The 25279-nt window shown below is 32.8% G+C and carries 23 protein-coding genes and 1 other RNA gene; 11 read left to right on the top strand and 13 right to left on the bottom strand.

Going from position 1 to position 25279, the window contains the following annotated elements; all coding sequences use genetic code 11:
- Window positions 1-5 precede the first annotated feature (5 nt).
- From ACQ654_RS06120 to ACQ654_RS06075, 10 genes are all read left to right on the top strand, one after another.
- Window positions 6-164, top strand: a complete 159-nt coding sequence (locus tag ACQ654_RS06120; protein WP_430409441.1) for a hypothetical protein — start codon at window positions 6-8, stop codon at window positions 162-164.
- A 145-nt stretch (window positions 165-309) separates the two neighbouring features.
- Window positions 310-462: a hypothetical protein gene (locus ACQ654_RS06115; RefSeq protein ID WP_430409440.1), complete on the top strand. Its 153-nt coding sequence runs from the start codon at window positions 310-312 to the stop codon at window positions 460-462.
- Window positions 463-716: 254 nt separating this feature from the next.
- Complete coding sequence (locus ACQ654_RS06110; protein ID WP_430409439.1) at window positions 717-977, top strand: hypothetical protein; 261 nt, start codon at window positions 717-719, stop codon at window positions 975-977.
- A gap of 510 nt (window positions 978-1487) precedes the next feature.
- Window positions 1488-2135 carry a pyridoxamine 5'-phosphate oxidase gene (pdxH, locus tag ACQ654_RS06105; protein WP_430409438.1) on the top strand — a complete coding sequence of 216 codons (648 nt, stop codon included), beginning with the start codon at window positions 1488-1490 and terminating at the stop codon, window positions 2133-2135.
- An 11-nt stretch (window positions 2136-2146) separates the two neighbouring features.
- A complete protein-coding gene (locus tag ACQ654_RS06100; protein WP_430409437.1) occupies window positions 2147-2632 on the top strand; it encodes a SixA phosphatase family protein in 486 nt (161 codons plus the stop codon).
- Window positions 2633-2634: 2 nt separating this feature from the next.
- A complete protein-coding gene (gene ppk1, locus ACQ654_RS06095) occupies window positions 2635-4737 on the top strand; it encodes a polyphosphate kinase 1 (RefSeq protein ID WP_430409436.1) in 2103 nt (700 codons plus the stop codon).
- Between the two features lie 17 nt (window positions 4738-4754).
- Window positions 4755-5681: a Ppx/GppA phosphatase family protein gene (locus tag ACQ654_RS06090; RefSeq protein WP_430413005.1), complete on the top strand. Its 927-nt coding sequence runs from the start codon at window positions 4755-4757 to the stop codon at window positions 5679-5681.
- 116 nt (window positions 5682-5797) lie between these two features.
- Window positions 5798-6409: a porin family protein gene (locus ACQ654_RS06085; protein ID WP_430409435.1), complete on the top strand. Its 612-nt coding sequence runs from the start codon at window positions 5798-5800 to the stop codon at window positions 6407-6409.
- A gap of 32 nt (window positions 6410-6441) precedes the next feature.
- A complete protein-coding gene (locus tag ACQ654_RS06080; protein WP_430409434.1) occupies window positions 6442-6675 on the top strand; it encodes a hypothetical protein in 234 nt (77 codons plus the stop codon).
- 285 nt (window positions 6676-6960) lie between these two features.
- A complete protein-coding gene (locus ACQ654_RS06075) occupies window positions 6961-7953 on the top strand; it encodes a redoxin domain-containing protein (RefSeq protein ID WP_430409433.1) in 993 nt (330 codons plus the stop codon).
- Between the two features lie 215 nt (window positions 7954-8168).
- On the opposite strand, the gene ACQ654_RS06070 is transcribed toward ACQ654_RS06075, so the two are convergent.
- On the bottom strand, window positions 8169-8750 hold the full coding sequence (locus tag ACQ654_RS06070; protein ID WP_430413004.1) for a tRNA-(ms[2]io[6]A)-hydroxylase: 582 nt from the start codon (window positions 8748-8750) through the stop codon (window positions 8169-8171).
- A gap of 16 nt (window positions 8751-8766) precedes the next feature.
- The gene (locus ACQ654_RS06065) at window positions 8767-10515 is read right to left on the bottom strand and encodes a DNA polymerase III subunit gamma/tau (protein WP_430409432.1); all 1749 of its coding nucleotides are present in this window, start codon (window positions 10513-10515) and stop codon (window positions 8767-8769) included.
- A gap of 245 nt (window positions 10516-10760) precedes the next feature.
- Between ACQ654_RS06065 and rnpB the strand changes: the two genes are divergently transcribed.
- Window positions 10761-11056, top strand: an RNA gene (gene rnpB, locus ACQ654_RS06060) — RNase P RNA component class A.
- Window positions 11057-11866: 810 nt separating this feature from the next.
- Here the strand turns inward: rnpB and ACQ654_RS06055 are convergent.
- From ACQ654_RS06055 to thrA, 11 genes are all read right to left on the bottom strand, one after another.
- Window positions 11867-12055 (bottom strand): hypothetical protein, encoded by a 189-nt coding sequence (locus tag ACQ654_RS06055; RefSeq protein ID WP_430409430.1) that lies wholly within the window; start codon window positions 12053-12055, stop codon window positions 11867-11869.
- Window positions 12056-12182: 127 nt separating this feature from the next.
- A complete protein-coding gene (locus tag ACQ654_RS06050) occupies window positions 12183-12893 on the bottom strand; it encodes a YebC/PmpR family DNA-binding transcriptional regulator (RefSeq protein ID WP_430409429.1) in 711 nt (236 codons plus the stop codon).
- Window positions 12894-12932: 39 nt separating this feature from the next.
- Window positions 12933-13976: an LIC11966 family surface protein gene (locus ACQ654_RS06045; protein ID WP_430409428.1), complete on the bottom strand. Its 1044-nt coding sequence runs from the start codon at window positions 13974-13976 to the stop codon at window positions 12933-12935.
- A 7-nt stretch (window positions 13977-13983) separates the two neighbouring features.
- On the bottom strand, window positions 13984-16005 hold the full coding sequence (locus ACQ654_RS06040; protein ID WP_430409427.1) for a S41 family peptidase: 2022 nt from the start codon (window positions 16003-16005) through the stop codon (window positions 13984-13986).
- Window positions 16006-16183: 178 nt separating this feature from the next.
- Window positions 16184-16813, bottom strand: a complete 630-nt coding sequence (locus tag ACQ654_RS06035) for a hypothetical protein (protein WP_430409426.1) — start codon at window positions 16811-16813, stop codon at window positions 16184-16186.
- 252 nt (window positions 16814-17065) lie between these two features.
- On the bottom strand, window positions 17066-17887 hold the full coding sequence (locus tag ACQ654_RS06030) for a sugar nucleotide-binding protein (RefSeq protein ID WP_430409425.1): 822 nt from the start codon (window positions 17885-17887) through the stop codon (window positions 17066-17068).
- A gap of 10 nt (window positions 17888-17897) precedes the next feature.
- Window positions 17898-18980, bottom strand: coding sequence for a glycine cleavage system aminomethyltransferase GcvT (gcvT, locus tag ACQ654_RS06025; protein WP_430409424.1), 1083 nt, complete (start codon window positions 18978-18980; stop codon window positions 17898-17900).
- 139 nt (window positions 18981-19119) lie between these two features.
- Window positions 19120-19935, bottom strand: coding sequence for a DUF2515 family protein (locus ACQ654_RS06020; protein ID WP_430409423.1), 816 nt, complete (start codon window positions 19933-19935; stop codon window positions 19120-19122).
- Window positions 19936-20013: 78 nt separating this feature from the next.
- Complete coding sequence (gene thrC / locus ACQ654_RS06015) at window positions 20014-21294, bottom strand: threonine synthase (RefSeq protein WP_430409422.1); 1281 nt, start codon at window positions 21292-21294, stop codon at window positions 20014-20016.
- A gap of 150 nt (window positions 21295-21444) precedes the next feature.
- A complete protein-coding gene (locus ACQ654_RS06010) occupies window positions 21445-22368 on the bottom strand; it encodes a homoserine kinase (protein ID WP_430409421.1) in 924 nt (307 codons plus the stop codon).
- A gap of 229 nt (window positions 22369-22597) precedes the next feature.
- A complete protein-coding gene (gene thrA / locus ACQ654_RS06005; RefSeq protein ID WP_430409420.1) occupies window positions 22598-25045 on the bottom strand; it encodes a bifunctional aspartate kinase/homoserine dehydrogenase I in 2448 nt (815 codons plus the stop codon).
- Window positions 25046-25279: the final 234 nt, after the last annotated feature.

Here is a 25279-nt window from a genome sequence, read left to right as displayed (position 1 = left end):
GTATTATGAAAAAAAGACAAACAAAAAAGTTTCAATTTTCAAAAATAGCAATCGCTCAATTTACAAATGAAAAAGCATTAAAAGTAAAAGGTGGAACAGCACCGACAGATCCTAATATGACTGACCATCCTAACGAAAATAATATCTGTTTTGCGGTAAAATAGTTATGACTTAAATTATTTAATTTGAGGAACTACTTTTTTTAAAGTACTAATTTATTCAGTAAGTTGTAGTATTATTTTTACCAAAATTTAATAAGGAAAAGCCGAAAGCCTTTACTAACAGTAGGCATTATTAAAATCTATAACCATGAAAAAATCGAAACCTTTAAAATTAACATTAAACAAAAAGAAAGTTTCAAAATTAGAAGAAAACGCATTAAAAGGTGGACATTATTCATGTACGCCAACATGTACACAAACGGCTTTATACACTCGATGTGGAAACCAACAGTGTTACTAAAAAAAATCACATGTTGAAAAAGGAGCGTTTATCGCTCCTTTTTTTATGGTGTAAACTAAAAACAGAATATCCAACATAAAAAATAATCAAAAAGGACGGCAAAAAGCTGTCTTTTTTTATGCCCTTAAATCATCCAATTTAAGTTACATACGTTTTTTTTCTGCTAAAACACGCTCTAATTTTAGATCAACAATCGATTGAAAGGTGTTGCCGAAAACCTATACAAACGTAGGCATATTTAAAATTTTAAAATCATGAAAAAAAAGAATTTAAACAGTTTGAGACTCAACAAAACATCAATCTCTGATTTACATGCTTCAAAATTTAAAGGAGGAGATGACAGAGGAACTATTTTTGGAACCGCTTGTGGTGGGAATCATACGGACGATCATTTAGACAATACGTGTGTTGGAGTTAGTTGTAATGCTTGCCACACGGATGTTGGATGCGGCTCTATTACTGGTGGTGGAATTGGAACTACTGGCGTAATTTGTGAGTTTTTAACAATGCAATAAAATAATAAATAGAGTTTTGGATAAAATGGGCAACAAAAAGTTGTCCTTTTTTTATGCCCATAAATTATCCAATTTACGTTACAGTCGTTTTTTTTCTCCTCAAACACTTTCTAATTTTAACTCAACAATCGATTGAAAGGTATTGCTGAAAACCTATACAAATGGAGGTACAATTAAAATTTTATAGCCATAAAAATTAAAGAAACTAAAATTATAATTAAAGAAAAGTAACATTTCATCACTAGATCAAAAAATGATACATGGAGCTGGAACTCTTGGTTGTTCGGGCTTCTGTAGTGTTGGTAGATGCACATATGAGCAAGAGAATTAAAAATACAAATAGTATGTACCAAAAAGGGATAACAATCGTTGTCCCTTTTTTTATTTTAAACTTTTGATAACTTTACTAAAACTTAATGTAAATGCCCTTGCTTTTACTTCACAATACGAATGAAAATCTGTAAATTGCAGGCACTATAAAATGTTGCTGAAACGCATTAATATAGACGAATGAAACAAGATTTAAGCGATTACAGAAAATCATACGAAAAAAGCGAATTATTAGAAGAAAACTGTGTTGAAAACCCAATAGAGATGTTCAGAAACTGGTTTTTGGAAGTAGAAAAGTCAGAAACAATAGCTGAAGTTAATGCAATGACAATAAGTACGCTCGGTAAAGATGGTTTTCCAAAAAGTAGAGTAGTGCTACTAAAAAAATACACACATGAAGGTTTCATCTTTTATTCAAACTATGAAAGTGAAAAAGGATTAGCTATTGTCGAAAACCCACATGTATGTTTATCGTTTTTTTGGCCAGCTATGGAACGACAAATCATCATCAAAGGTAGAGCTGAAAAAATTGCTGAAAATCTTTCAGATGGATACTTTGAATCGCGCCCACGCGGAAGTCAACTAGGTGCAATTGTTTCCAAACAAAGCGAAGTAATTGCTTCCAGAGAAATATTAGAACAAAAATTAAAAAATTTAGAAACCCACTACGAAGGAAAAGAAATAGAAAGACCTTCACATTGGGGCGGATATATCATAAAACCACAAGAAATAGAATTCTGGCAAGGTAGAGCCAATCGCTTACACGATCGTATACGCTATCAATTACAAGAAGACTATTCATGGAAAATAGAGCGTTTATCGCCATAAAAAAAAGAAAAGTGAAAACAGTATTCATTGTCCGACACGCAAAATCGTCTTGGGAACATCCTGTAGATGACAAAGATCGTCCATTAAAATTGCGCGGAATTCAAGATGCGCATTTAGTGGCAAAACATATTATAGACAAAATTAAAATGCCCGAAGTTGTATATTCAAGTATTGCAAACAGAGCATTACATACCTGTGCTATTTTTTGTAGAACACTCGGATATCCTTTGGAAGAAATCACCATCAAAGACGGAATGTACGATTTTGGCGGATCAAGCTTATTGCAAACCATCAAATCCTGTGATGATGCTGTCGATTCATTAATGGTATTTGGACACAATCATGCAATTACAGCTGTTGTAAATACCTATGGAGATAAATTTTTCGACAATGTACCTACAAGTGGTTTTGTTATGATTCAATTCAATACAACTTCTTGGAAAAAACTTGAGGACGGAAAAACAATACTAAAAGTGTTCCCTAAAGATTTAAAATAATAATGCAACAATCAAAAAATAAATATATAAATAGAGAAATAAGCTGGTTGCAATTCAACGGACGTGTGCTACAAGAAGCAGCGGATAAAACAGTTCCGTTAATTGAACGATTGCGTTTTATTGGAATTTTCTCAAACAATTTAGACGAATTTTTCAAAGTACGTTATGCAACCGTAAAACGTATTGCGCAAGCCGGAAAAGGCGGAAGAAGTGTATTAGGTGGCGCAAAAGCAAAAGACTTATTAGAGCAAATCACAAAAATTGTAATCACACAGCAAACGGAAAGTCTTCGTATATTAAGTGAGGTTCAAAAAGAACTAGAAAAAGAAAACATTTTCATTGTAAACGAGCAAAAAGTATCCAAAAGCCAAAGTGAATACATCGAAAAATATTTCATCGAAAAAGTAAGTCCAGCTTTGGTCACTATTATTTTAGATGATATTGACGAAATGCCTAGCTTAAAAGATAAAGCCGCTTATTTGGCAATAAGAATGGTGCTTAAATCACATGTTAAAAACACCAGTAAAGTTACGCGTTTCTTCAAACCAAAAGTAAAAGAAGTTCGTCACGCATTAATTGAAATTCCAAAAACAATTGATCGTTTCATCGTATTACCAAGTGAAGGAGACAAGCAATATATTATCATATTAGATGATTTAATTCGTCATTGTTTGGCAAATATCTTCAGTATTTTTGAATACGAAACTTTGTCAGCACACATGATCAAAATTACTCGTGATGCAGAATTAGACATTGATAACGATTTGTCAAAAAGTTTCATCCAGAAAATTTCATCAAGTGTAAAAGGTCGTACAAGTGGCGAACCTGTTCGTTTTGTATATGACAAAACCATCGGAAAAGCTACATTTGAATATCTTATTGACAAAATGGGAATTGATGATATTGACAGTTTAATTCCAGGTGGAAGATATCACAATCGTAAAGATTACATGTCGTTTCCAAGTTTAGGTCGAAAAGACTTGTTATACAAATCATATCCGCCATTGCCAATAAAAGGATTGAGTATGGAAGGAAGTATTTTTGAAAAAATTGCTCAAAAAGATTACTTGCAATTTGCTCCATATCATACATTCTCGTACGTAGTTCGCTTTTTGCGAGAAGCTGCTTTAGATCCAAAAGTAAAAGATATAAAAATTACTATTTATCGTTTGGCAAAAATATCGCATGTTGCGAGTTCATTGGTAAATGCAGTAAAAAATGGTAAAAAAGTAACGGTTCAGATTGAATTGCAAGCACGTTTTGACGAAGCTGCAAACATTAAATATGCTGAACAATTACAAAGTGAAGGAATCAATCTCATCTTTGGTGTGCCAGGATTAAAAGTACATAGTAAAACGTGTGTTGTTGAACGTCTTGAAGAAGGGAAAACAATTCGTTATGGTTTTGTAAGTACAGGAAATGTAAATGAATCTACAGCGAAAATTTACACAGATTATACGCTATTTACAGCAGATCAAAACATCTTAAAAGAAGTTGGAAAAGTATTCGATTTCTTTGAGACTAATTACAAAGTAGCAAAATACAAGCATTTAATCGTTTCTCCACATTACACACGAAATGCTTTTTACAAACTAATCAATACCGAAATAAAAAATGCGCAAGAAGGAAATGACGCGTATATTAAAATAAAAGTCAATAGTTTATCTGATTATAAAATTATAGATAAATTGTATGATGCAAGCCGAGCAGGTGTAAAAGTACAACTCATAGTTCGAGGAATTTGCTGCCTTATTCCAGGCGTAAAAGGAATGAGTGAAAATATTGAAGCCATAAGTATTGTAGACAAATTTTTAGAACATCCAAGAATGTTTATCTTTGGAAACAATGGAAATCCAAAAGTATATATATCTTCTGCCGATTGGATGACGCGAAATATTGACAATAGAGTAGAAGTCTCGTGTCCAATATATGATGAAGATATTAAACAAGAACTCTTGGATACCTTTAATATTGGTTGGAGTGACAATGTAAAAGCACGTGTGTTTTCGTCAAAACAAGACAATGCATATCGTACCAACCAACTTATAAAAGTGCGTTCGCAATTTGCTACGTATGACTATTATTTACAAAAAATGTCTAATTAACACATAAAAATAAGTCCATTTTGAAGATTAGAAAATTTGCTGCCATTGATATTGGATCGAATGCTATACGATTGTTAGTTGCAAATGTGATTGAAGAAGAAAATAAAAATCCTAAGTTCAAAAAAAGTTCATTAGTGCGTGTGCCAATTCGTTTAGGGCAAGACGTATTTATAAATGGAATGATTTCTCGAAACAATGCACAACGTATGATTAACGCTATGAAATCTTATCGTTTACTGATGGATATACATGGTGTTGAAAACTACATGGCTTGTGCAACTTCTGCAATGCGTGAAGCTAAAAACGGTCAGGATATTGTTGAGAAAATAAAGAAAAAGGCAGGAATCACTATTGATATTATTGATGGAAAACGTGAAGCAGAAATCATTGCCTCTACTGACTTACACAATGTTATCGAAAAAGAAAAAGATTATTTATATGTTGATGTTGGTGGTGGAAGTACAGAATTTACCATATTCTCTAACGGAAAAATAAAAACATCACGATCTTTCAAAATTGGAACAGTTCGTTTATTAAATGAAATCATCACCAAAGAAGATTGGAAAGATGCTGAAAAGTGGATCAAGCGAAATACAAAAGACTTAAAACGTTTGTCGCTAATTGGTTCCGGTGGAAACATCAACAAGCTCCATAAAATGTCGGGAACTGCAATTGGTGAACCTTTATCGTACATCTATCTAAATGCGCAGTATCAATTTTTGCAAAGTTTATCCTATGAAGAACGAATTTCTGAATTAGGATTAAATCCAGATAGAGCCGATGTAATCATTCCAGCGACACAAATTTACCTTTCTGCATGCAAATGGAGTGGCGCGCGAAAGATATTTGTGCCAAAAATTGGACTGGCAGATGGTATTATAAAGACATTATTCTTCGAAACATCGAAAAATGCAGAAAATGCATCGAATATTTTAAGTTTTTAAATACCCAATACTTACATTTAATTCAAATAACTGAATAATTCACATAATTGAAATTTGTAAAACTAACGTTCAAATAAAAATTACGTGATTTGATACCAAAAAAATAAAATAAACTGATGAAAAAACTAATACTACTTTCATGCTTACTATTTAGTTTCATTGCGTTTTCGCAAGAATCCGAAAATAAGTCAGATACGGATACGGAAACTACTATATATTCTGAAGATGAACAAGATATAGACACGCAAACTAGATACGGTTTTAAAGCAGGAATCAATCTGTCAAACTACAATGCTACTAATCTCGATGATATTCAAGACGGTTTTAATGACACTAGAATTGGAGCAGTATTTGGCTTTTTAGTAGACATGCACGTGACAGGAAAATTACGATTTCAACCAGAATTTCTATACTCTGCACAGGGTTCAAAGGAAAAAGAATTACGTGCCGATTACTTACAAATTCCGTTAATGTTAAAGTTCGAATTAACAAACTTTCTAAACATACAAGCAGGTCCACAAGTTGGTTTCAAAGTGCATGAATTTGAAGACAGTTTCAAAAACTTTGATTATGCTGTAAATGCAGGAATCGGTTTAAATATTCTTGAGGATGTATCTGTAGAAGCTCGTTATAGCTTAGGTTTAGCAGATATGTTTGACGAACAAAGAGCGCCAAATATTGAAGGAAAAAATGCTGTAATTCAAATTGGAGTTACGTACAGACTGTAATTTAGAGACACTTCGCTCTTCAATAATTATAAATGAAATTTTCATTATTTTTTTCTATTGGTGTATTATTCACTCTTAATGCACAATATGGATCAAATAAACGACTCAATACTGTTGCAACTATTATTTGTGAAGGTATTGATAATAACTCAATTGGTATAGAAGATATAAATAACTTGCAGGTCAACGATTTTTCAAAAGAACAATTAGAAGAAAGTGATCAGGTTTATTTTGAGGAAGTTTTCAAAGAAATACAATGGATTTAATTGACAACGCAACAGTATTAGTAAATAGCATCTGCGATCCAAACAAAAGAAGTTCAGTTGTATCAATGGGTATGAATAAGAAAAATGAAGATAAACTGACAAAAACAATCGAGAAAACCTACAGGTAACATCATATATAATTGCTATAATTTATTACTTTTTTAAAATTATATACGAAAATGCTCTCATATTTTCTATTTGGTAATTATTTACTAACTTAATTGCCTAACCACGCAACTAACTCATACACAAACAAGTTGGTGACAAGTATAAAAACAAACATCTATGAGAAAAATAATAATTGTAATAATAACATTATTCATTGTTTCCTGTAATGAAAAACCAAAAGCTAAATTTTCACTGAGTGGAACGACAAACGGAATTGAAAATGGTGCGATGGTATATCTTAACTACAACAATAAAGCATTAGACTCAACTGTAGTTAATGATAACTCTTTCGATTTTAAAACTGAATTACCTAATACACCTATAGAACTTTGGCTTCATAACAAGGACTTTTCTAAGTACAGGGCCTTTTGGGCAGAAAATAAACCAATGACATTTGATGCAACTAAAACTGAATTTAGAAATGCTAAAATAACAGGTTCGGAAACTGAAAATTTAAATTTCAATTTTTATCAAAAAGTCGATACTCTTCCAAGAAGTGAAAGGCAAAAAATGGAAATGGAATTTGTGAAGAATAATCCAAAAAGTATTATTAGTTCTTCAATGCTTTCACTTTATTCAACAACTTGGGGAAGAGAAAAAACGGAAGAGCTTTACGAACAATTTTCAACAGAAAATAAGAATTCAAAATTTGGAAAGGAAATAAAGAGATACCTTGAACTGAATAAAGCGCTCAAAATAGGAGATCGATTTGTGGACTTTGAATCTGAAAACCAATATGGAGAGCTAAAAAAATTGTCTGAATTGAAAGGAAAAGTTGTCCTGCTTGAATTTTGGGCATCTTGGTGTGGTCCTTGTCGACTAGAAAATCCAAATCTTGTAAAAACTTACGAAAAGTTTAATCCAAAAGGATTTGAAATATTTGCAGTTTCATTAGACGAAAACAAAGAAAGTTGGCTTACGGCAATTAAGAAAGACAGTTTAAATTGGGAACACATAAGTGATTTAAAAGGTGGTAGAAATGAAGCTGCTCTTATTTATGGAGTTAGTGGAATACCTGATAACTATTTAATTGCCGAGAACGGAGAAATAATTGGACGAAACTTGAGAGGAGAAAAACTTAATGAAAAACTAAAAGAAATACTAGAATAATGCCAGTTGCCAACTAAGGCTATAAGTCATTAATAAATCTTGTAATTATAACATACATAAACCTAAGAAACGGAAAAATAACGGCATGTAACAACCTTTATATAATTTATGGCTAGTTCTTATTTGTTAAATTAGGTACTTAAACAACATAACCAATCTCTTTTAAAAATAGGTATTAACAAGTGATTTTCTTATGAAAGTAATGCAAGCTTTACTTATCCATGCATGGTTTCTTTTGTGCCCAAATCTTTCATGATTTCAGCTTCAAAGTCTAGCAAAGCTTCCCACTTTTCATCAACTTCGGTTCTGTCGCCATATTGTCTGGCAAAGCCTAAAAACATGGTATAATGATTGGCTTCACTCACCATTAAGTTTTTGTAGAAAATTGCCAATTCTTGATCTTCAATATGCTCTGAAAGTAATTTAAAACGCTCACAACTTCTAGCTTCAATCAATGCAGCATATAACAATCTATGGACTAATTGTGTGGTTCTACTTCCGCCTTTTGGGAAAAATTGTAACAATTTAGAAACGTATTCATCCTTACGATCACGACCTAATTTACAACCTCTGGCAAGAATTCGATCATGAACCATTTTAAAATGACTAATTTCTTCTTTAACCAACGCAATCATTGCATCCACCAATTCAGAATATTCTGGGAAACTCACAATTAATGAAATTGCCGTACTTGTAGCTTTCTGTTCACAAAAAGCATGATCCGTTAAAATTTCTTCAATATTTTTCGCTGCAATATTTACCCAACGTGGATCTGTTGGTAACTTTAAACCTAACATCATGGTGCTTTACATATTAAATTTCTAAATCAAATTCTCTTCGCAAACGTTCTACTAACGGATTGATTTCTTTTAGTTTTTCGTACTTATCACGTGTTGTAAATGCGTATTTTTTTACGGTAAGTTCGTTCACATCAATCGCAAGTGTCACATCGTAATTATTCAACTCTCTTCGTACAAACTCTAACAATGGATATTGCGCGCGTTCAATCTCAATTTTCATGGTTTCGTTAGGCAATTCAATACAAATAGTTGTCGCATCTTTCAACTTCGGAACATCTGTAGATAAGGAAGATGCCATTATTTTTTCACCCTTTTTGTCCAATTTTGCTACATACGCATTCCAAACTTCTAGCATACGTTCTTCAGTAAACGGATCGCTTGGCAAATCTTTATGAGCAACAACTTTATCTTGTTGTTTTTTCAAATGTTCTTGCTTTGCTTTGATGCTCGATAATGACAAACCAGAAACTTTATTTCGCATAGCGGAAATATTAATTTTTGGCTTCTCAGTTGGAGTAGGAGCTACTTTTTGTTCAGTTGCTTTTACAGGAGTTGTAGTTGCAATTTCAGTTTCTTGAGTTGCTGCGTTCTCTTGCGAATGTTGTTGTGGTGGCGTTTCCGCTTTTTGAATAGGGTCAATCTTTTTACCATTTACCAAAAAGAAAGTAGCCGGAATTATGAACCGATCGCTATTTTTTTTTTCTCCATCATAATTGATAGAGGCAAGTTGCATCAAACATAACTCAACTAAGAGTCGTTGATTTCTACTTGTTTTATACTTCAAATCACAATCATTGGCAAGTTCAATTCCTTTCAGTAAAAACTGTTGTGATGTTTTTTGCGATTGCTCTAAATATTTCTGTTTTGTTTGATCACCAACTTCTAACAAAGCAATCGTAGCTTTATTTTTACAGACTAACAAATCTCTAAAATGCGAAGCAATTCCAGCAATAAAATGATGTCCATCAAATCCTTTTGATAATGTATGGTTAAAATCGACCAAAAGTTGCGGAATATTATTCTCTAGCATTAAATCCGTTGCCGTAAAATACGTTTCGTAATCGAGCACATTCAGATTTTCTGTAACGGCTTGTCGTGTTAACTGTTTTCCAGAAAAACTAACAACTCTATCAAAAATTGACAGCGCATCACGCATAGCGCCATCTGCTTTTTGCGCAATAATATGAAGTGCATCATCATCGGCTTCTACACCTTGACTTTCAGCAATATATTTTAAATATTCTTTGGCATCTTTTACACCAATTCGTTTAAAATCAAAAATTTGGCATCTTGATAAAATCGTTGGAATAATTTTATGTTTTTCGGTCGTAGCCAGAATAAAAATAGCGTGTTTTGGTGGTTCTTCTAAAGTTTTAAGAAACGCATTAAACGCGGCTTGCGATAACATATGAACCTCATCAATAATATACACTTTGTATTTTCCCACTTGTGGTGGAATACGAACTTGCTCTATCAAACTACGAATATCATCTACGGAATTGTTTGAAGCTGCATCCAATTCAAAAATATTAAAAGCAAAATCTTCATCAGGATTTTCAGTTCCATCTTGATTGATTTTCTTTGCCAGAATACGTGCGCAAGTTGTTTTTCCAACACCTCTTGGACCACAAAACAAAAGTGCTTGGGCTAGATGGCTTTTTTCTATAGCATTTTCTAACGTATTTGTAATCGCTTGTTGCCCGACAACATCTTTAAATGTTTGCGGTCTGTATTTGCGAGCTGATACAATGAAATGTTCCATAGAAAAAAGGTAATCTTATAACAGCAAATATACTAATAGAATTCAAATGTAACGCCTAAAACTAGGAGATAGTTCTGCTTTTTTATTAACAGTTTTGGTTGTAGAAAGTAAACTATTTTGATTCTTCATTTTTTAATATTACTGCTACAGAATCTGAAACATTTGTGTACTTTTGCCGACAGAGCAGGCTACCTTATCGCCGTGTGCCGAACTTGTTTCGGCATCTTATTAAGATATCGAGAGATAAAATGAAAAGATCCCAAATCAAGTTTGGGACAAGGAGGAAAGTCCGGACACCATAGTGCATTGTAGCGGATAACATCCGTCCGTCGAAAGGCGAGGACAAGTGCAGCAGAAAGTATGTACAGGTAATGCTGTAGTGAAACCAGGTAAACTCTACGAGGTGCAATGCCATGTATATGAACGTTTAAGAGCGGCACGCTCAATGTTCAAGGGTAGGCAGATGAAAGTTATGGGTAACTGTAATTTTAGATAAATGATAAGGCTTAGACAGGATCCGGCTTACGGCCTGCTTTTTAATGAAACTCAGTTTTGCGAAGCCTGAAAGGCGCACGGAACACTGCTAGTTGAATTAATGCCGCTGTATAGCGGTATCTCAACTTTCTTTTTTATAATTTTCGCTCAGTTTTGCGAAGCCTGAAAGGCGAACGGAACACTGCTAGTTGAATTAATGCCGCTGTATAGCGGTATCTCAACTTTTTTTTATAATTTTCACTCAGTTTTGCGAAGCCTGAAAGGCGAACGGAACACTGCTAGTTGAATTAATGCCGCTGTATAGCGGTATCTCACACACATGTATTCCTAATTTTTTTGAAACTCAGTTTTGGAAAGTTGTAGAAAGTAATTTCTACAGGATGTATTATTTTTAGTTGGCATAAAAAAAGAAGAGAAATACGCTTTTATCAAAATTTGAAGAAAACTTAGTATTAACTTAATAATTCACATATGAAAAAATGATACAAATTTTTCGGCGAATTCTCTCCTTTAATTTATTTATGCACTAACACTCAAATTTTAGTTTCTGAATGAACTTCTAATAAACTAATTTTGTTTAGTGTAAATGTACGCTAGCTTTTTGATTACTTTGTGTAAGAAATGTATATTATTTGTAAGGTAAAACCGTATTTAATATTTAAAAAGTCTCCGTACGGAGACTTTCGGATAGTAATCATGGAGTTAACACTTGAAAGTGAATAAATTCGCTAGATATTTAACAAAATAACTAGTGGAATTAAAAAGTATATTTTCAGGTTTGAAAGATGTCGTTATACTTTTTCCATGTATATGATTTGCTTGTAATTCGAAAATAGATTTTTATTTCTACTTTTTCTTAACAGTACCAATATCCTGTAAATGGATCATAGCAATTAAAGCATGCACCGTTTTGACAAATTTGATTGATGGTGCAATCAGATTGTGAGTTGCAATGTTTTGCAGGTCTGCGTCCACCTAAAATTTCTTTTTGAGAAGTTTTAGTTAACTCTTTTGTTCCTTGTAGTTTTAAAATACTTTTTAACATGATGTGTAGTTTGTTGATTATGAGTTAAATGTAAGTCAACTAATTGATACATCTTTACGGTTATTCCATAAAAAAAATCGTTCACGAACTGTAAACGACTTTTTACTAGCTAGGTATGAATATATTTTTATTCCGCCATCGTGTGATATACATTTTGTACATCATCATCTTCTTCAAGCTTTTCTAGTAGTTTTTCAATATCGGCAGTTTGCTCTTCGTCTAATGATTTTGTGACTTGTGGAATGCGTTCAAAACCAGAAGATAATATTTCAAGTTCTCTATTTTCCAATTCTTTTTGAATGTTTCCAAAGCTTTCAAATGGTCCGTATAATAAAATACCATCTTCATCAGCGAATACTTCTTCCACACCAAAATCGATAAATTCTAATTCTAACTCTTCAGGATCTTGTCCCTCAGCTGGAATTCGGAAGTTACAGGTATGATCAAACATAAATTCTACTGAGCCTTGCGTCCCTAAGCTTCCATCACATTTATTAAAATAACTCCGAACATTGGCAACAGTTCTATTGTTATTATCAGTAGCAGTTTCTACTAAAATGGCAATTCCATGCGGTCCGTATCCTTCAAAAAGTACTTCTTTATAATTATCGGTGTCTTTATCAGATGCTTTTTTGATAGCGCGTTCAACATTGTCTTTTGGCATGTTAGCGGCTTTTGCATTCTGAATTACCGCACGTAATCTTGAATTTGTCTCCGGATTTGGTCCGCCTTCTTTTACAGCCATCACAATATCTTTACCAATACGTGTAAAGGTTTTTGCCATTGCTGACCAACGTTTCATTTTTCGTGCCTTTCTAAATTCAAATGCTCTTCCCATTATGTTAGTTTTTTATTTTTTACAAATATAGATTTTGTATTATTCTTTTGGAATATGTCGGCTTAAAAATTTTGCAGACGCTTCATTCCATTGATTTATAATTTTTGTGCGTGCTGTATTTAATTGAGCGTTGGTTTTGTTGAAATCTTCTACAGCTTTGTTGATTTCATTCACCATAGTATTATATGTGTCAATTTCTTTTTTTGTTCGGTCTTTTGCCGCTTTTTTGTCAATTGCCTCTTTAATTGTCTGAAATTTTTCATTCAATAAAAAGAATTCTATAAGTTTTGGAACCTTATTTTCAGTTTCATCTATATAGAATTGCAACGCAACTTTCGTGGCTTCAATTAGTGAAGTATCTTCTTTGTAGGGAGCAATCGTATCTACGGCAATCATTCCTTCTTTCGCAAAGGTTTGTAAAGCATTTGCGTTTTGTTGAATGGCACTGATGTCATTAGAAGACAAAGCACTCAGCATAAAACGTTCTTGAATATTACTTTTGAAGAATACCAAATAGACATCATTTTTATGATCAAACACTTTGTTAGAGATTTTCATCTTTTTCCCTAATTCAGTTTCCTTATCAACCAATCGAATGTTATTTCTTGCGGCATAGTCTTTTTGTGAACTTGCATAGGTTTGTTGTGCTTCTTGCATGCGTTTATCTGCCAATTCTTGCGCTAAAATATATGCTTCCATAAAATCGTACGATTGCTCGGCAACTTCCTTCATATCAACAATTTTCGCATAGTCATTCTTTAACAGATTCGAATACAAATCCATATAATCTAATACTTGTTTTTTGTAAGCATCTTCACCTTTGTATGCAGTCGCTCTTTTTATTTTGATAATGGCACGCTCAAGTGATTTCAACAGGCGTTTACGATCACCTTCAACTTTACGCGCACTTTTACTATGTGCTAATGATTTGGTGTAATTCCACATGCTTTTACTAATCTTACCGTTTTCTTTTCCGATAAAACTTAGATATTCATTCGCATTTTTAAATTTTTGAGCAGACGAAGTTTGAAATGTGAATACACAAAGTAAAATAATCACAAAGTGAAGGTAGTTTGATTTCATATAATTGTTAATTGGCGAGTTGTTTTATATAGTCAGAAATGATTAGATAAGTTTCTTCAACTTCATGATCCGTTTGAATGTTTTCGATCATATATGAATTTAGCGTTGCTTTGTTTTTATTGTATGCTAAAATTTCTTTATAATCTTCCAAATTGACAACTTCAAACGTGTTGTGTTTCATTTCTAAATCATCACTTTTTTCAAAAATAGCATCAAAAAAGTCACTATCTTTTTTGATACCTTTTACAGATAATGCAAGCTTTCGTTCTTGATTTAAATATGAAAGTAATCTTGAATTGATGTTTTTGATAGTTTTTACAGATGAATTTTGTTGCATGCGCGCGATACTTTTTGCACGAATGCTTTTATAATCAACAGCTTTTGGTATTTTGAAATACACATCTTTTAAAATCGTATCGTTTTTGATAAAGTTTGTATTACCACTTTCTCCATCTTCAATACCTGCATACAAACTTGGGAATTCAATATCTGGCTGAATTCCAGATGCTTGATGCGTATTTCCCTTGAAACCATACATTTTATCTATGGTGATTTTAACAAAGCCAATTTCATCTTTTAATGGGATTACACGTTGAATTGTTCCTTTTCCGTAGGTTTTACTTCCAACAATAATAGCTCTGTGATGATCGCGCAAAGCGGCTGCAATAAATTCAGAAGCCGAAGCACTTCCTTGATTGACCAAAATAACCATCGGTTTCGTAAATAACGTTCCACGATTAAAATCTTTAATAATAGATCTATTGTTTTTTGCATCTCGATAAATGCCCAACGGACCTTTGTCTATAAACATTCCTGCTAAATCAATTGCCTGTTTCATAGAACCGCCACCATTGTCGCGCAAATCCAGAATTAAACCGTCAATATTTACAGTATTTAGTTTAAATAGTTGTTTCGCGATATCATTTGCGCTTCCAAAACCATAATCCATGTTCGTGTAGAAACTCGGTAACGAAATGTATCCAATCGTATATTCGCCTTTTAGGATAAACGTATTGATTGCATTCTGTTCAATTTTTAGATTTTCTTTTTTTAAAACAACTGTTTTGTTGCTATTTTTTGCAGTTACTACATTTATTGAAATTGTAGTGTTTGTTTCATCATTTATAAAATCGTACAAACTCGAAAGTGAAAGACATGTTGTTTTTAAAATTGCGTCTCCAGCACGTAATGAAAGCACCAAATCGCCGGCGTTGATTTCTTTTTCTTTCCAAGCTGTACTTCCCGTTTGTAAGCCAGAAACGATAATTTTTCCATCACTATTTTTTGAAAACCAAACACCAATAGAGTTGGTTTCTGTTCCGATAGAATTTAAAAAATTACCATTGTCAGTTGGATCAAAATAATTACTATGTGGATCAAAATAAGAACAAATAATATCTAAAATAGTTGTTTCAATATACGATTGAATTCCATTGACAGCTTGCAATTTATCTTGAATATAGCATTTGTTTTCTGAAATGATTTTAGATTTTATCTGAGCTTTTACTTTTTTAAAATTTGAAGGATTTGAAAAAGATAAGTAATCACGAATGATTTCAATTCGAATCTTTTTTGTCCAGCGTTCTTGCAACGTTTTTCTGTTTTTAGAAAATTGCGATTCGTCTTTAATGCTTCCGTATGAAATATGATCTTTTCCAGAAAAATCAAGCTTGCTTTTTTCAACAATAGCAATACTTTTTTGAGCGGTAAGCAATTGTTTTTCATATGATTTGCTCAGTTTTTGAATAAAATCACATTCGTTGTTCAATAAATAATCGTCTAGTTTCGTTTTTAATTCGTCAAAAGTAGCAATATCACTTTTAGCAAAAAGCATTCGTTTTGGATCTACACGTTTAAAAAATGTTTTTAAAACATAGCTAGAAAAATCATCATCAATCGTTTTTGGTTGGTAATGATTATTCTCTAGAGTTTCCAATACTAACGTTGCTTTTTGGCAAAAAGAAATGTCTGTTTGCGCAAATGCATTGGTAACTACGAACAGTATGATGAAACGTATAATTTTGTGCATGAATGCGAATAAAAGTATTTGTAGTGAACGAAAGTCACGAATTTAATAAATCTTTTTTAGCTAGCGTAGAAAAGTGTTTTGAAATACGAGGATTTTAAGATGTATTTTCTTAGAAATCTATACAGAAGTGCTTCGTGCAATGTTAACTAAAGTTAGAATGAATAATTTTAGTTTCATGCTATTCATAAGTAATTTGTTTGATACAGAATAGATACCATTCTCCTTTTTCATTTTTTCGAAGTTGCCAAGATTGTAAGCCGTTATAGTATCTTCTAACCAACACAATCCCGATATCTTTTTTATCAGAAAAAATTGGTGTAGAGATGTTATGAACTGGAATAGCACGCTCAGAATTCCATATATATTCTTTCATTTCCTGTTTGTCAGATTCTTGATATAACTGCAAATATTCATTATATCTATTTATGTAATTTTTCTTTCTTAAAGTAAAATCTGTTAAGACTTTTGGATTTTCAATTCTTTTCACATCCCAAGATTTAGGGCGAGCATTAAATTTTTTGTAATTGAATTTTGTATACAAGCTGTCTTTAATTTCATTACCAGGGCATTCGTTGGTGAATTTTCCGTTTTTATAGAGCATAAATCCTGGGTTTAGGACACTTTCTTCGTTTAATTTTTTATTAAGGGTTTCCACACTCAATCCAATGGTGTCTTTTCTAGATTGCTTTACCAGCGAATCCACAACAATGTTTACCAATGTATAATCAGTTGTTGAGATTTCTTGTGATTTACAGAAAAGTGTTATGAATAACGTTAGAATGAATAATTTTAGTTTCATATTATTCATAAGTAATTTGTTTGATACAGAATAGATACCATTCGCCTTTTTCACAACTGAGTACCATTACAAGGATTAAAATAATACACAGTGAGTATACGTTAAAAATAGGTTTCATTGATAACTTTTTTTAATTGTATCGATAGTGGTTGTAGAGGAAATTTACTTTTGAAGTAAATCTAATATATTTTCTTACAAAAAACAAAATATTTGTAGTAAATAAACTATAATTTAAGAGTGAAAAGAAATATTGTATTGAATTTAAGAAGTTTTCTTTCCAGAAATATATTCCAACGTTTCTTCATTGGTTGTTGCTAAATGTTTTGGAAGCTTGTTGTCTTTTGGTAAAACAGCTAAAAAACGATCGAAATTGGACGTATATACGTTTTTGAATACTGGTTTTTTTACATTCATACTTTTTAAAATTTCTCCTATAAATTCATCATGGTGAATTAAATCTTCAGCACCTAAATGAAAGATTCCATTTTTACGTCTGTTAATCATGTAATGAATTTGTTGTGTTAGCTTTTTATCAGAAATCGTATTCATTACTAAGTTAGGAAAAACTTCTACAGGCACTTTTTCTTTGAGACATTCTTTTATTTCTTGAATTCTTGGAGAATTGTGTCCAAAAACCATCGGCAAACGCACGATTGCATATTTTTTCTGCGGTAAACGCATGACCATGTTTTCAATTCGAATTTTTAATTTTCCATAAATACTTTCCGAAAGTGTTTTGTCGTATTCATACGATGGATAACTACTATATGCGTCAAACACATTGGCCGACGACAAGAAAATAAGCTTACACGGTTTTGTTTTTACATACTCGGTTAAGAACGTATGTACTTCAATTTGCGCCGCAAAATCACCACGTAAAGCAGAAATTATAATTGTAGGTTGCACTTGCAAAACCACTTCGTCAATTCCGTCATAATCTAAATCATACCGTATAAAATGCGCGTTTTTAGCAAACGATTTGTTGCTGTAAAAAGTTCCGTAAACATCAAAATAGGAGCAAAGCTCTTTATATAGTGCCTGACCAATAAATCCGCTCGCTCCTAATATTAAAATTCTATTCAAAAAGTAATTTTTATTTTTTATAAAAAGGTAGTTTCACCACTTTTGCGGCAACTCTGTTTTTACGAATTTGGATGTAAATATTGCTTCCAACATCTGTAAAAACCGTTGGTACGTATCCTAACCCGATTCCAATTCCCATCGATGGAGACATCGTTCCAGAAGTCACATTTCCGATTTTGTTTCCGTTTCCGTCTACAATATCATATCCTTGTCTTGGAATTCCACGTTCTTGCATTTCAAAAGCAACTAATTTACGTTCTACACCAGTTCTTTTTTGCGCTTGAAGTGCTTCTGAATTTGTGAATTCTTTTGTGAACTTTGTAATCCAACCCAAACCAGCTTCAATTGGAGACGTTGTATCGTCAATATCATTTCCATACAAACAATAGCCCATTTCTAGGCGTAATGTATCTCTTGCCGCCAAACCAATTGGCTTGATTCCGAAAGCTTCACCAGCTTCAAAAACTTTTGCCCAAACTGCAGCAACATCTTCATTTTTACAATAAATTTCAAATCCGCCAGAACCTGTATATCCAGTTGCAGAAACAATTACATTTTCAACACCTGCAAACTTGGCAATTTGAAACGTGTAATATTTAATATTAGTTAAATCAACTTCTGTTAACGATTGCATTGCTTCCACCGCTTTTGGACCTTGAATCGCCAATAAAGAATAGTCATCAGACACATCTCTCATTTCTGCACCAACATCATTATGACTAGAAATCCAGTTCCAATCTTTTTCAATATTTGAAGCATTTACTACTAAAATGTACTTTTCCTCATTCACTCTGTAAATAATTAAATCATCTACAATTCCACCATCAGTATTCGGCATACAGCTATATTGTGCTTTTCCATCTACCAATTTTGAAGCATCATTTGTAGCGATTTTTTGAATCAACGCCAATGCATTTGGTCCTGAAATAACAAATTCTCCCATATGACTTACGTCAAAAACACCAACGCCGTTACGAACGACTTCGTGTTCAACCTTTACACCTTCGTACTGTACGGGCATGTTATAACCTGCAAAAGGAACCATTTTAGCGCCTAATGCTTTATGAATTTCTGTGAGAGCTGTATCCTTCATATGTAGTTTGTCTTAAATTGATTGCGAATTTATGAAAAATCGACCTAAAAAAATGATGAATTATTACTTGATTCTCAATTTAACATCAGTTTTTTTTATTTAGGAGAAAGCGGTCATATTTTTAACCTTATAAAGAAGATTAAATGATGAGGTTTCTTTTTTCAATTTGGGATAAAATTTTTATTTCTGAAGTAATTAATTTTTGATCTGATTCTATTTTTCTCCATTTCACTAATAAATCGTTAGAAATCCAAAACCATCGGTGTTCCAAGTCGGTAACTTCTGGGATAAAACCATTTTTTTTGATGAATCGAAATCCTTTAAAAATCATAAATATAAAAAAACGAGAAGATGTTTGCCAGCCAGTCTTGTTATGATTTATCTTATAGTCAAAACTTGCAAATAAGGACATTGCACCAGCAAATAGATTGCTAAGTTTGTCAAATAATGGTTGTACAACTTCTGATTGTTCATGCCATAAAAGATCAATATTTGCTTGCCAAACTAGCGTATTGGAAGTTTCAGAAAACACATTGTTATTTAGTTCTTCTCTTGCAAAATGAAGTCTTTCAAATGCAGTAATAATGATCTCATTTTTTCCTCTTTCTTGTAAAATTGATTTAAAAGTTTCAAAATCCATTTGACTAAAAGCAAGATGTGCCCAACCTATTTCGGTAAATATTTTATTATTGATAATTCTAATTACCTGAAAATCATCTTCCAAAGAACGATTTGTTTTTTTACAAGTAACAGACAACGTTTTAATACCTGATACTTTCCAATTCCACATTTGTAATTTTTTCCCAATGTGAAAAGAAGCAAAAGCCGCCATTCCTGCCCATTTGTACAGTGTTGGTTTTCGTTGATACAATTGCGCATAATACGTTGTAATAGTACGATTTCGGGCAATAACATTTTCTTCTGAAGGAAGATTAAAGTTATAATTGATGCTCATATTTTTATTTGAATCATGCACAAAATACTACTTTTAAATGTTTTTATGATACATTTTGGGTAGCTACTCGCAGAAATATTATTCCATCAAATACTTCTTCAAACCTTTGTAATCATTGATAAAGTATGCTTTTTTCTCTTTATGCATAATTTCTTGAATCTGTGTTGGAATGTCTAATTTTAGACTCAAGGTCGATTCTACTGTTGGTAAAAATTTGACAGGATGTGCAGTTTCTAGAAAAACTCCGTATGCATTTTGTAAATCGTGATTCTTTAAACCTAAATAGCCAACCGCGCCATGTGGATCGGCAATGTATTTTGTTTGATTGTACAAAGATTTCATCGCAACTTTCGTTTTTGTATCTGTAAAACTATAGGATGAAAAATGCTTTTTGATCGTTTCTAAATCGTTATTATATAATTCTTGAATTCGAATAAAATTACTCGGATTTCCAACATCCATAGCATTTGAAATGGTCGCAATCGATTTTTTTGGCACATATTCACCGTTTTCTAAATAGTTTGAAACGGTATCGTTTACATTTGTTGCGGCTACAAAATGTTGAATCGGTAAACCTAGTTTTTGCGCCATGATTCCTGCACAAATATTTCCAAAATTTCCACTTGGAACAGAAAATACTAAGTTCTCATGTTTTTTGTGTAAAGCCTTATACGCAAAGAAAAAGTAGAACATTTGTGGCAACCAACGTGCAATATTGATAGAATTTGCAGACGTTAGTGTACGATCAATTTCAGCATCTAAAAATGCTGTTTTTACCATTTCTTGACAATCATCAAAAACACCGTCAACTTCCAATGCTGTGATATTTTGACCTAACGTTGTCAATTGTTTTTCTTGAATTTCGCTTACTTTTCCACTTGGATATAAAATCACGACATCAACACCTTTTACACCCAAAAAACCATTTGCAACTGCGCCACCAGTATCGCCAGAAGTCGCTACTAAAACCGTAACATTGTTGTTCGTATTACGATTAAAATAGCCTAAACAACGCGCCATGAATCGTGCGCCAACATCTTTAAAAGCCATTGTTGGCCCGTGGAAAAGTTCTAAAGTTCCAATGTTTTCTTCAATAGGTACAATTGGAAAATCAAAACTCAACGTTTCGTTGATAATTTCTTTTAAAATGTCTGTTGGAATTTCATCACCAACAAATTGTTTTATCACTTCAAAAGCAATTTCTTCATGCGAATAATTACTTATATTTTGAATAAATTCTTTGGGTAAAGCTGTGATATTTTCTGGAAAATAAATTCCTCTATCGGGCGCTAATCCTTTAATGACAGCTTCTTTGAAAGAAACTTTTGGAGCGTTATGGTGTAAACTGTAATAATTCATTTTTTTTATTTTTGATTGAAAAATTAAAAGATTGAATGATTCAATAATTTTAGTTTATAATAAGCTTTCGTCAAGAAGCTCATACTTGTACATTTAAAATTTTAACCCAAGACTTGTCACATTGAGCACAGTCGAAATGCAAGACTCAAGTTACCCAATAACCCGACAACCTTCAGTATTTATTTTTGATACATGAATGTCGTAATCGATGTGTAGGTTTTTATAAGTTTCAGACATCGTTTTTGCTACTTTTTCGGCCATTTCTTTTCCTTTGCTTAATGCGAATATGGAAGGGCCAGAACCTGAAATTCCTGCACCTAAAGCACCACAGACGATTGCATTTTCTTTAACTTCTTTGAATCCAGGAATTAATATGGAACGCAATGGTTCTACAATTTCGTCATGCAACGATCTGCTTATTAAATCGTAATCGGAAGTGTATAATCCGCTAATTAAACCACCTAAGTTTCCAATTTGTATAATTGATTTTTGAAGTGAAATTGTTTGCTTCAATACTGAACGTGAATCGGATGTTTTCACTTCAATTTGTGGATGAATGACCGTTGCATATAATTCAGTTGGCGTTGGAATTTTAATGATATCCAACGGCTTGTAACTTCTCACTAATGAAAAACCACCCAATAGGGCAGGCGCTACATTGTCTGCATGTGCCGTTCCACTCGCTAGTTTTTCACCTTGCATGGCAAAAGGTACTAACTCCTTTGGTGTAAACGGTTTTCCAAGTAATTCATTCATTGCCCAAACCGTTCCAGCTGAACTTGCGGCACTGCTTCCAATTCCGCTTCCAGCTTTGATATTTTTAAAGATTTCAATTTCAAAACCGTGATTCAAGTTTAGTTTTTCTAACATGGCTAATCCGGCAACACCAGCCACATTTTTGTCGGTTTCTAATGGTAAATCTTGCCCGACAAGTTTTGTTATTTTGATACCTTTTTCTGCAGTTTTCCGAATGATCATTTCGTCACCAACGGTATCTAAGCAAAGTCCGAGGACATCAAATCCACAAGAGACATTTGCAATGGTTGCTGGCGCGAATATTTTTATTTCGTTCATTTTTTCTAGCTTTTGAACTTTTTATTTCAATTTTAAAAATAGTTGTCTTTACGAGCGAAAGTGAAGTAATCTGTTCATTGAAGAAACAGATTGCCACAAGTTTTTCTAAAACTTTCGAAAAGACGATAGAAAGTAACTTTTTTATCTAACAATTTCCAAGTACTTCTCTATACTAAATTCTTTCAGAATTTCACTCGAAGTGACGTTTACGTTTTTTATTTATAATTCATTAGAACTTTCCAATTCTAATAACATCTGCAAATATTCCTGAGGCCGTTACATCTGCACCAGCGCCAGCGCCTTTTACTTGTAATGGTTGTGCTACATAACGATCTGTAAAGAATAATACAATGTTGTCACTTCCTTCCAAATTGTAAAATGGATGATCCGATGGAATGTGTTGCAAACCAACTTTCGCTTTTCCACCTTCAAATGTAGCCACATATTTTAAACGACAATTTTTGTCATTTGCTTCTTTGTAAATGTTCTGAAAATGCGCTTCATGTTTTTCTAACGATGCATAAAAATCCTCATTAGTAGTAGTCGCTAAACTTTCTTCCGGAAGGAAAGCATTGTTTTGTATATCTTCTAATTCTAGGATATAACCACTTTCACGTGCTAAAATTAAGATTTTTCGCGCCACATCAACACCACTTAAATCTATTTTTGGATCTGGTTCCGTATACCCTTCTTTTTGTGCTTGTATGACAACTTCTTTGAATGTGTTTTCATTGCTAAAGTTGTTGAAGACAAAATTTAAACTACCTGATAATACTGCTTGAATTTTGTGCATTCTGTCACCAGAAGCAATTAAGTTTTTGAGCGTGTCAATGATTGGTAATCCTGCACCAACATTTGTTTCAAATAAAAATGGCGCATTGTATTTTCTGGAAATACGTTTTAAGTTTTGATAGTTTTCATATTGAGAAGCACAGGCAATTTTGTTACACGTAACCACAGCAATATTGTTTCGTAAATAGTGTTCATATACGTTTGAAACCGTTTCACTTGCTGTAATATCTATACATATACTATTGCGAAGATTCAGTGATTTTGTCATTTTATGAAAATCTTCTAAACTTGCTTCTTCACCTTCAGCAAGCGTATTTTTCCAAGTTGTTAAGTCAATTCCTTCTGCGTTGAACGCCATCGTTCTGGAGTTGGAAACACCAATAACTCTTATGTTTAATTTTAATTGTTCTAACAGAAAATCATTTTGTTGGTGTAATTGCGCTAAGAAACGTTCGCCAACATTTCCAACACCGATTACAAATAGATTGAGTTGTTTTATTTTTTCTTCAAAGAATTCTTCATGAAGTGCATTTAGTGCTTTTTTTGCATCATCACTGTTTATAACAGCTGATATATTTTTTTCAGAAGCGCCTTGTGCAATTGCTCTAATATTTACATTATTTCGTCCAAGCGTACTAAACATTTTACCACTTAATCCTTGATGATTTTTCATGTTTTCACCAACAAGTGCTAAAATAGCCAATTGTTGTTCAACTAATATTGGGTCTACTTTTCCAGAAGCAATTTCATATGCAAATGTTTCGTCGATGGCTATTTTTGCTTTGGATGCTTCTTTGTCGTTAATTCCGATACAAATTGAATGTTCCGAAGAAGCTTGCGTAATTAGTACTATGTTTATTTTTTGCGCTAATAAAGTTTCAAATAATCGTTTTGAGAATCCTGGAATTCCAATCATTCCACTTCCTTCTAGCGTTAGTAGTGAAATGTTTTCAATGTAACTGATTCCTTTTACAGCTTGTTGTTTTTCGTTAGGTTCTTTTGTAATTAGTGTTCCTGAATCTTCTGGTCTGAACGTGTTTTTGATTAGAATAGGAATTTCTTTTTCTAGTACTGGTTGAATTGTTGGTGGATAAATCACTTTTGCACCAAAGTGCGATAATTCCATTGCTTCTTGATACGATATGTGTGGAATTGGAGTTGCTTGTTTTACAATTCGTGGATTGGAAGTGTACATTCCGCTAACATCTGTCCAAATTTGTAATTGTGAAGCGTCTACTGCGGCGGCAATGATAGCCGCTGTATAGTCTGAACCACCGCGACCTAACGTTGTTGTTTGTCCATTTTCTGTTTCTGCAATAAACCCAGGTAAGATGACAATTTGATGTTTATTTTCAGTGAAGAAATCTACACAGTTTTTAGCCGTAATGCTCATTTCTACTTGTGCATTTTCATAGCTTTCGGAAGTGATGATTAATTCGCGACTGTCTTTGTATATACTATCCAATTCACGAAATTTCATAACTTCTGAAATAATGTAAGAAGATAATAATTCTCCAAAACTAGCAATTGTAGCTAGTGTTTTAGGCGTTAACTCACTCAATAAAAAGCAACCTTCATACAAAGTTTCAAGATAGTTTAGAAGTCGCTTTGTATGACTTATAATGGCGCTTTGTGCCGTAACAGGAATCAAATCTTTTACGACTTGCATGTGTCTGTTTTCGATTTCTTGCAACAACGATTTGTAATGTTCGTCTTTTATTGCGGCAAGTTCGGCAGTTTTTAGTAACATATTTGTTGTGTTTCCAAAAGCAGAAACAACAATGGCAACTTTTTTATCTTGAGAAGTTTTCGATATAATATCGATGACTTGACTTATGTTTTGTGCATTGGCGACAGAAGTACCGCCAAATTTTAGTACGTTCATGGTATTATGTTGATATGGTTATTTTGAAAATTGAGAGAAGTGTTTATATAGAATTTTTTATACTAAAATTGTGTAAATAAACACCTAACGGATACTATATAGCTAAACCCCAAAAGGGGTTCTAGTAGAAATTGTTACAGTTGTAGTAGTTACTGTAAAGCAATTAAAGAAAGTAATATTGTTTGCTACTAAGCACATATTTTATAGTATGATGTTATTCAAATGTATTACTTT

It is taken from the genome of Kordia sp. (assembly GCF_965283645.1).
GTDB lineage: Bacteria > Bacteroidota > Bacteroidia > Flavobacteriales > Flavobacteriaceae > Kordia.
Note: the sequence above shows the minus strand (reverse complement) of the source record. Positions and strands in the feature narration are given on the sequence as shown.

Excerpts from the sequence above, each read along its gene's own strand:
- ACQ654_RS06085 (WP_430409435.1), top strand. The coding sequence starts at position 5,798 with ATGAAAAAACTAATACTACTTTCATGCTTACTATTTAGTTTCATTGCG.
- ACQ654_RS06075 (WP_430409433.1), top strand. The coding sequence starts at position 6,961 with ATGAGAAAAATAATAATTGTAATAATAACATTATTCATTGTTTCCTGT.
- ACQ654_RS06070 (WP_430413004.1), bottom strand. The coding sequence starts at position 8,750 with ATGTTAGGTTTAAAGTTACCAACAGATCCACGTTGGGTAAATATTGCA.
- ACQ654_RS06020 (WP_430409423.1), bottom strand. The coding sequence starts at position 19,935 with ATGAGCATCAATTATAACTTTAATCTTCCTTCAGAAGAAAATGTTATT.
- gcvT (WP_430409424.1), bottom strand. The coding sequence starts at position 18,980 with ATGAAGGATACAGCTCTCACAGAAATTCATAAAGCATTAGGCGCTAAA.
- ACQ654_RS06050 (WP_430409429.1), bottom strand. The coding sequence starts at position 12,893 with ATGGGAAGAGCATTTGAATTTAGAAAGGCACGAAAAATGAAACGTTGG.
- thrA (WP_430409420.1), bottom strand. The coding sequence starts at position 25,045 with ATGAACGTACTAAAATTTGGCGGTACTTCTGTCGCCAATGCACAAAAC.
- ACQ654_RS06055 (WP_430409430.1), bottom strand. The coding sequence starts at position 12,055 with ATGTTAAAAAGTATTTTAAAACTACAAGGAACAAAAGAGTTAACTAAA.
- pdxH (WP_430409438.1), top strand. The coding sequence starts at position 1,488 with ATGAAACAAGATTTAAGCGATTACAGAAAATCATACGAAAAAAGCGAA.
- ACQ654_RS06035 (WP_430409426.1), bottom strand. The coding sequence starts at position 16,813 with ATGAATAATATGAAACTAAAATTATTCATTCTAACGTTATTCATAACA.
- ppk1 (WP_430409436.1), top strand. The coding sequence starts at position 2,635 with ATGCAACAATCAAAAAATAAATATATAAATAGAGAAATAAGCTGGTTG.
- ACQ654_RS06065 (WP_430409432.1), bottom strand. The coding sequence starts at position 10,515 with ATGGAACATTTCATTGTATCAGCTCGCAAATACAGACCGCAAACATTT.
- ACQ654_RS06110 (WP_430409439.1), top strand. The coding sequence starts at position 717 with ATGAAAAAAAAGAATTTAAACAGTTTGAGACTCAACAAAACATCAATC.
- thrC (WP_430409422.1), bottom strand. The coding sequence starts at position 21,294 with ATGAATTATTACAGTTTACACCATAACGCTCCAAAAGTTTCTTTCAAA.
- ACQ654_RS06080 (WP_430409434.1), top strand. The coding sequence starts at position 6,442 with ATGAAATTTTCATTATTTTTTTCTATTGGTGTATTATTCACTCTTAAT.
- ACQ654_RS06040 (WP_430409427.1), bottom strand. The coding sequence starts at position 16,005 with ATGCACAAAATTATACGTTTCATCATACTGTTCGTAGTTACCAATGCA.
- ACQ654_RS06120 (WP_430409441.1), top strand. The coding sequence starts at position 6 with ATGAAAAAAAGACAAACAAAAAAGTTTCAATTTTCAAAAATAGCAATC.
- ACQ654_RS06010 (WP_430409421.1), bottom strand. The coding sequence starts at position 22,368 with ATGAACGAAATAAAAATATTCGCGCCAGCAACCATTGCAAATGTCTCT.
- ACQ654_RS06115 (WP_430409440.1), top strand. The coding sequence starts at position 310 with ATGAAAAAATCGAAACCTTTAAAATTAACATTAAACAAAAAGAAAGTT.
- ACQ654_RS06045 (WP_430409428.1), bottom strand. The coding sequence starts at position 13,976 with ATGAAATCAAACTACCTTCACTTTGTGATTATTTTACTTTGTGTATTC.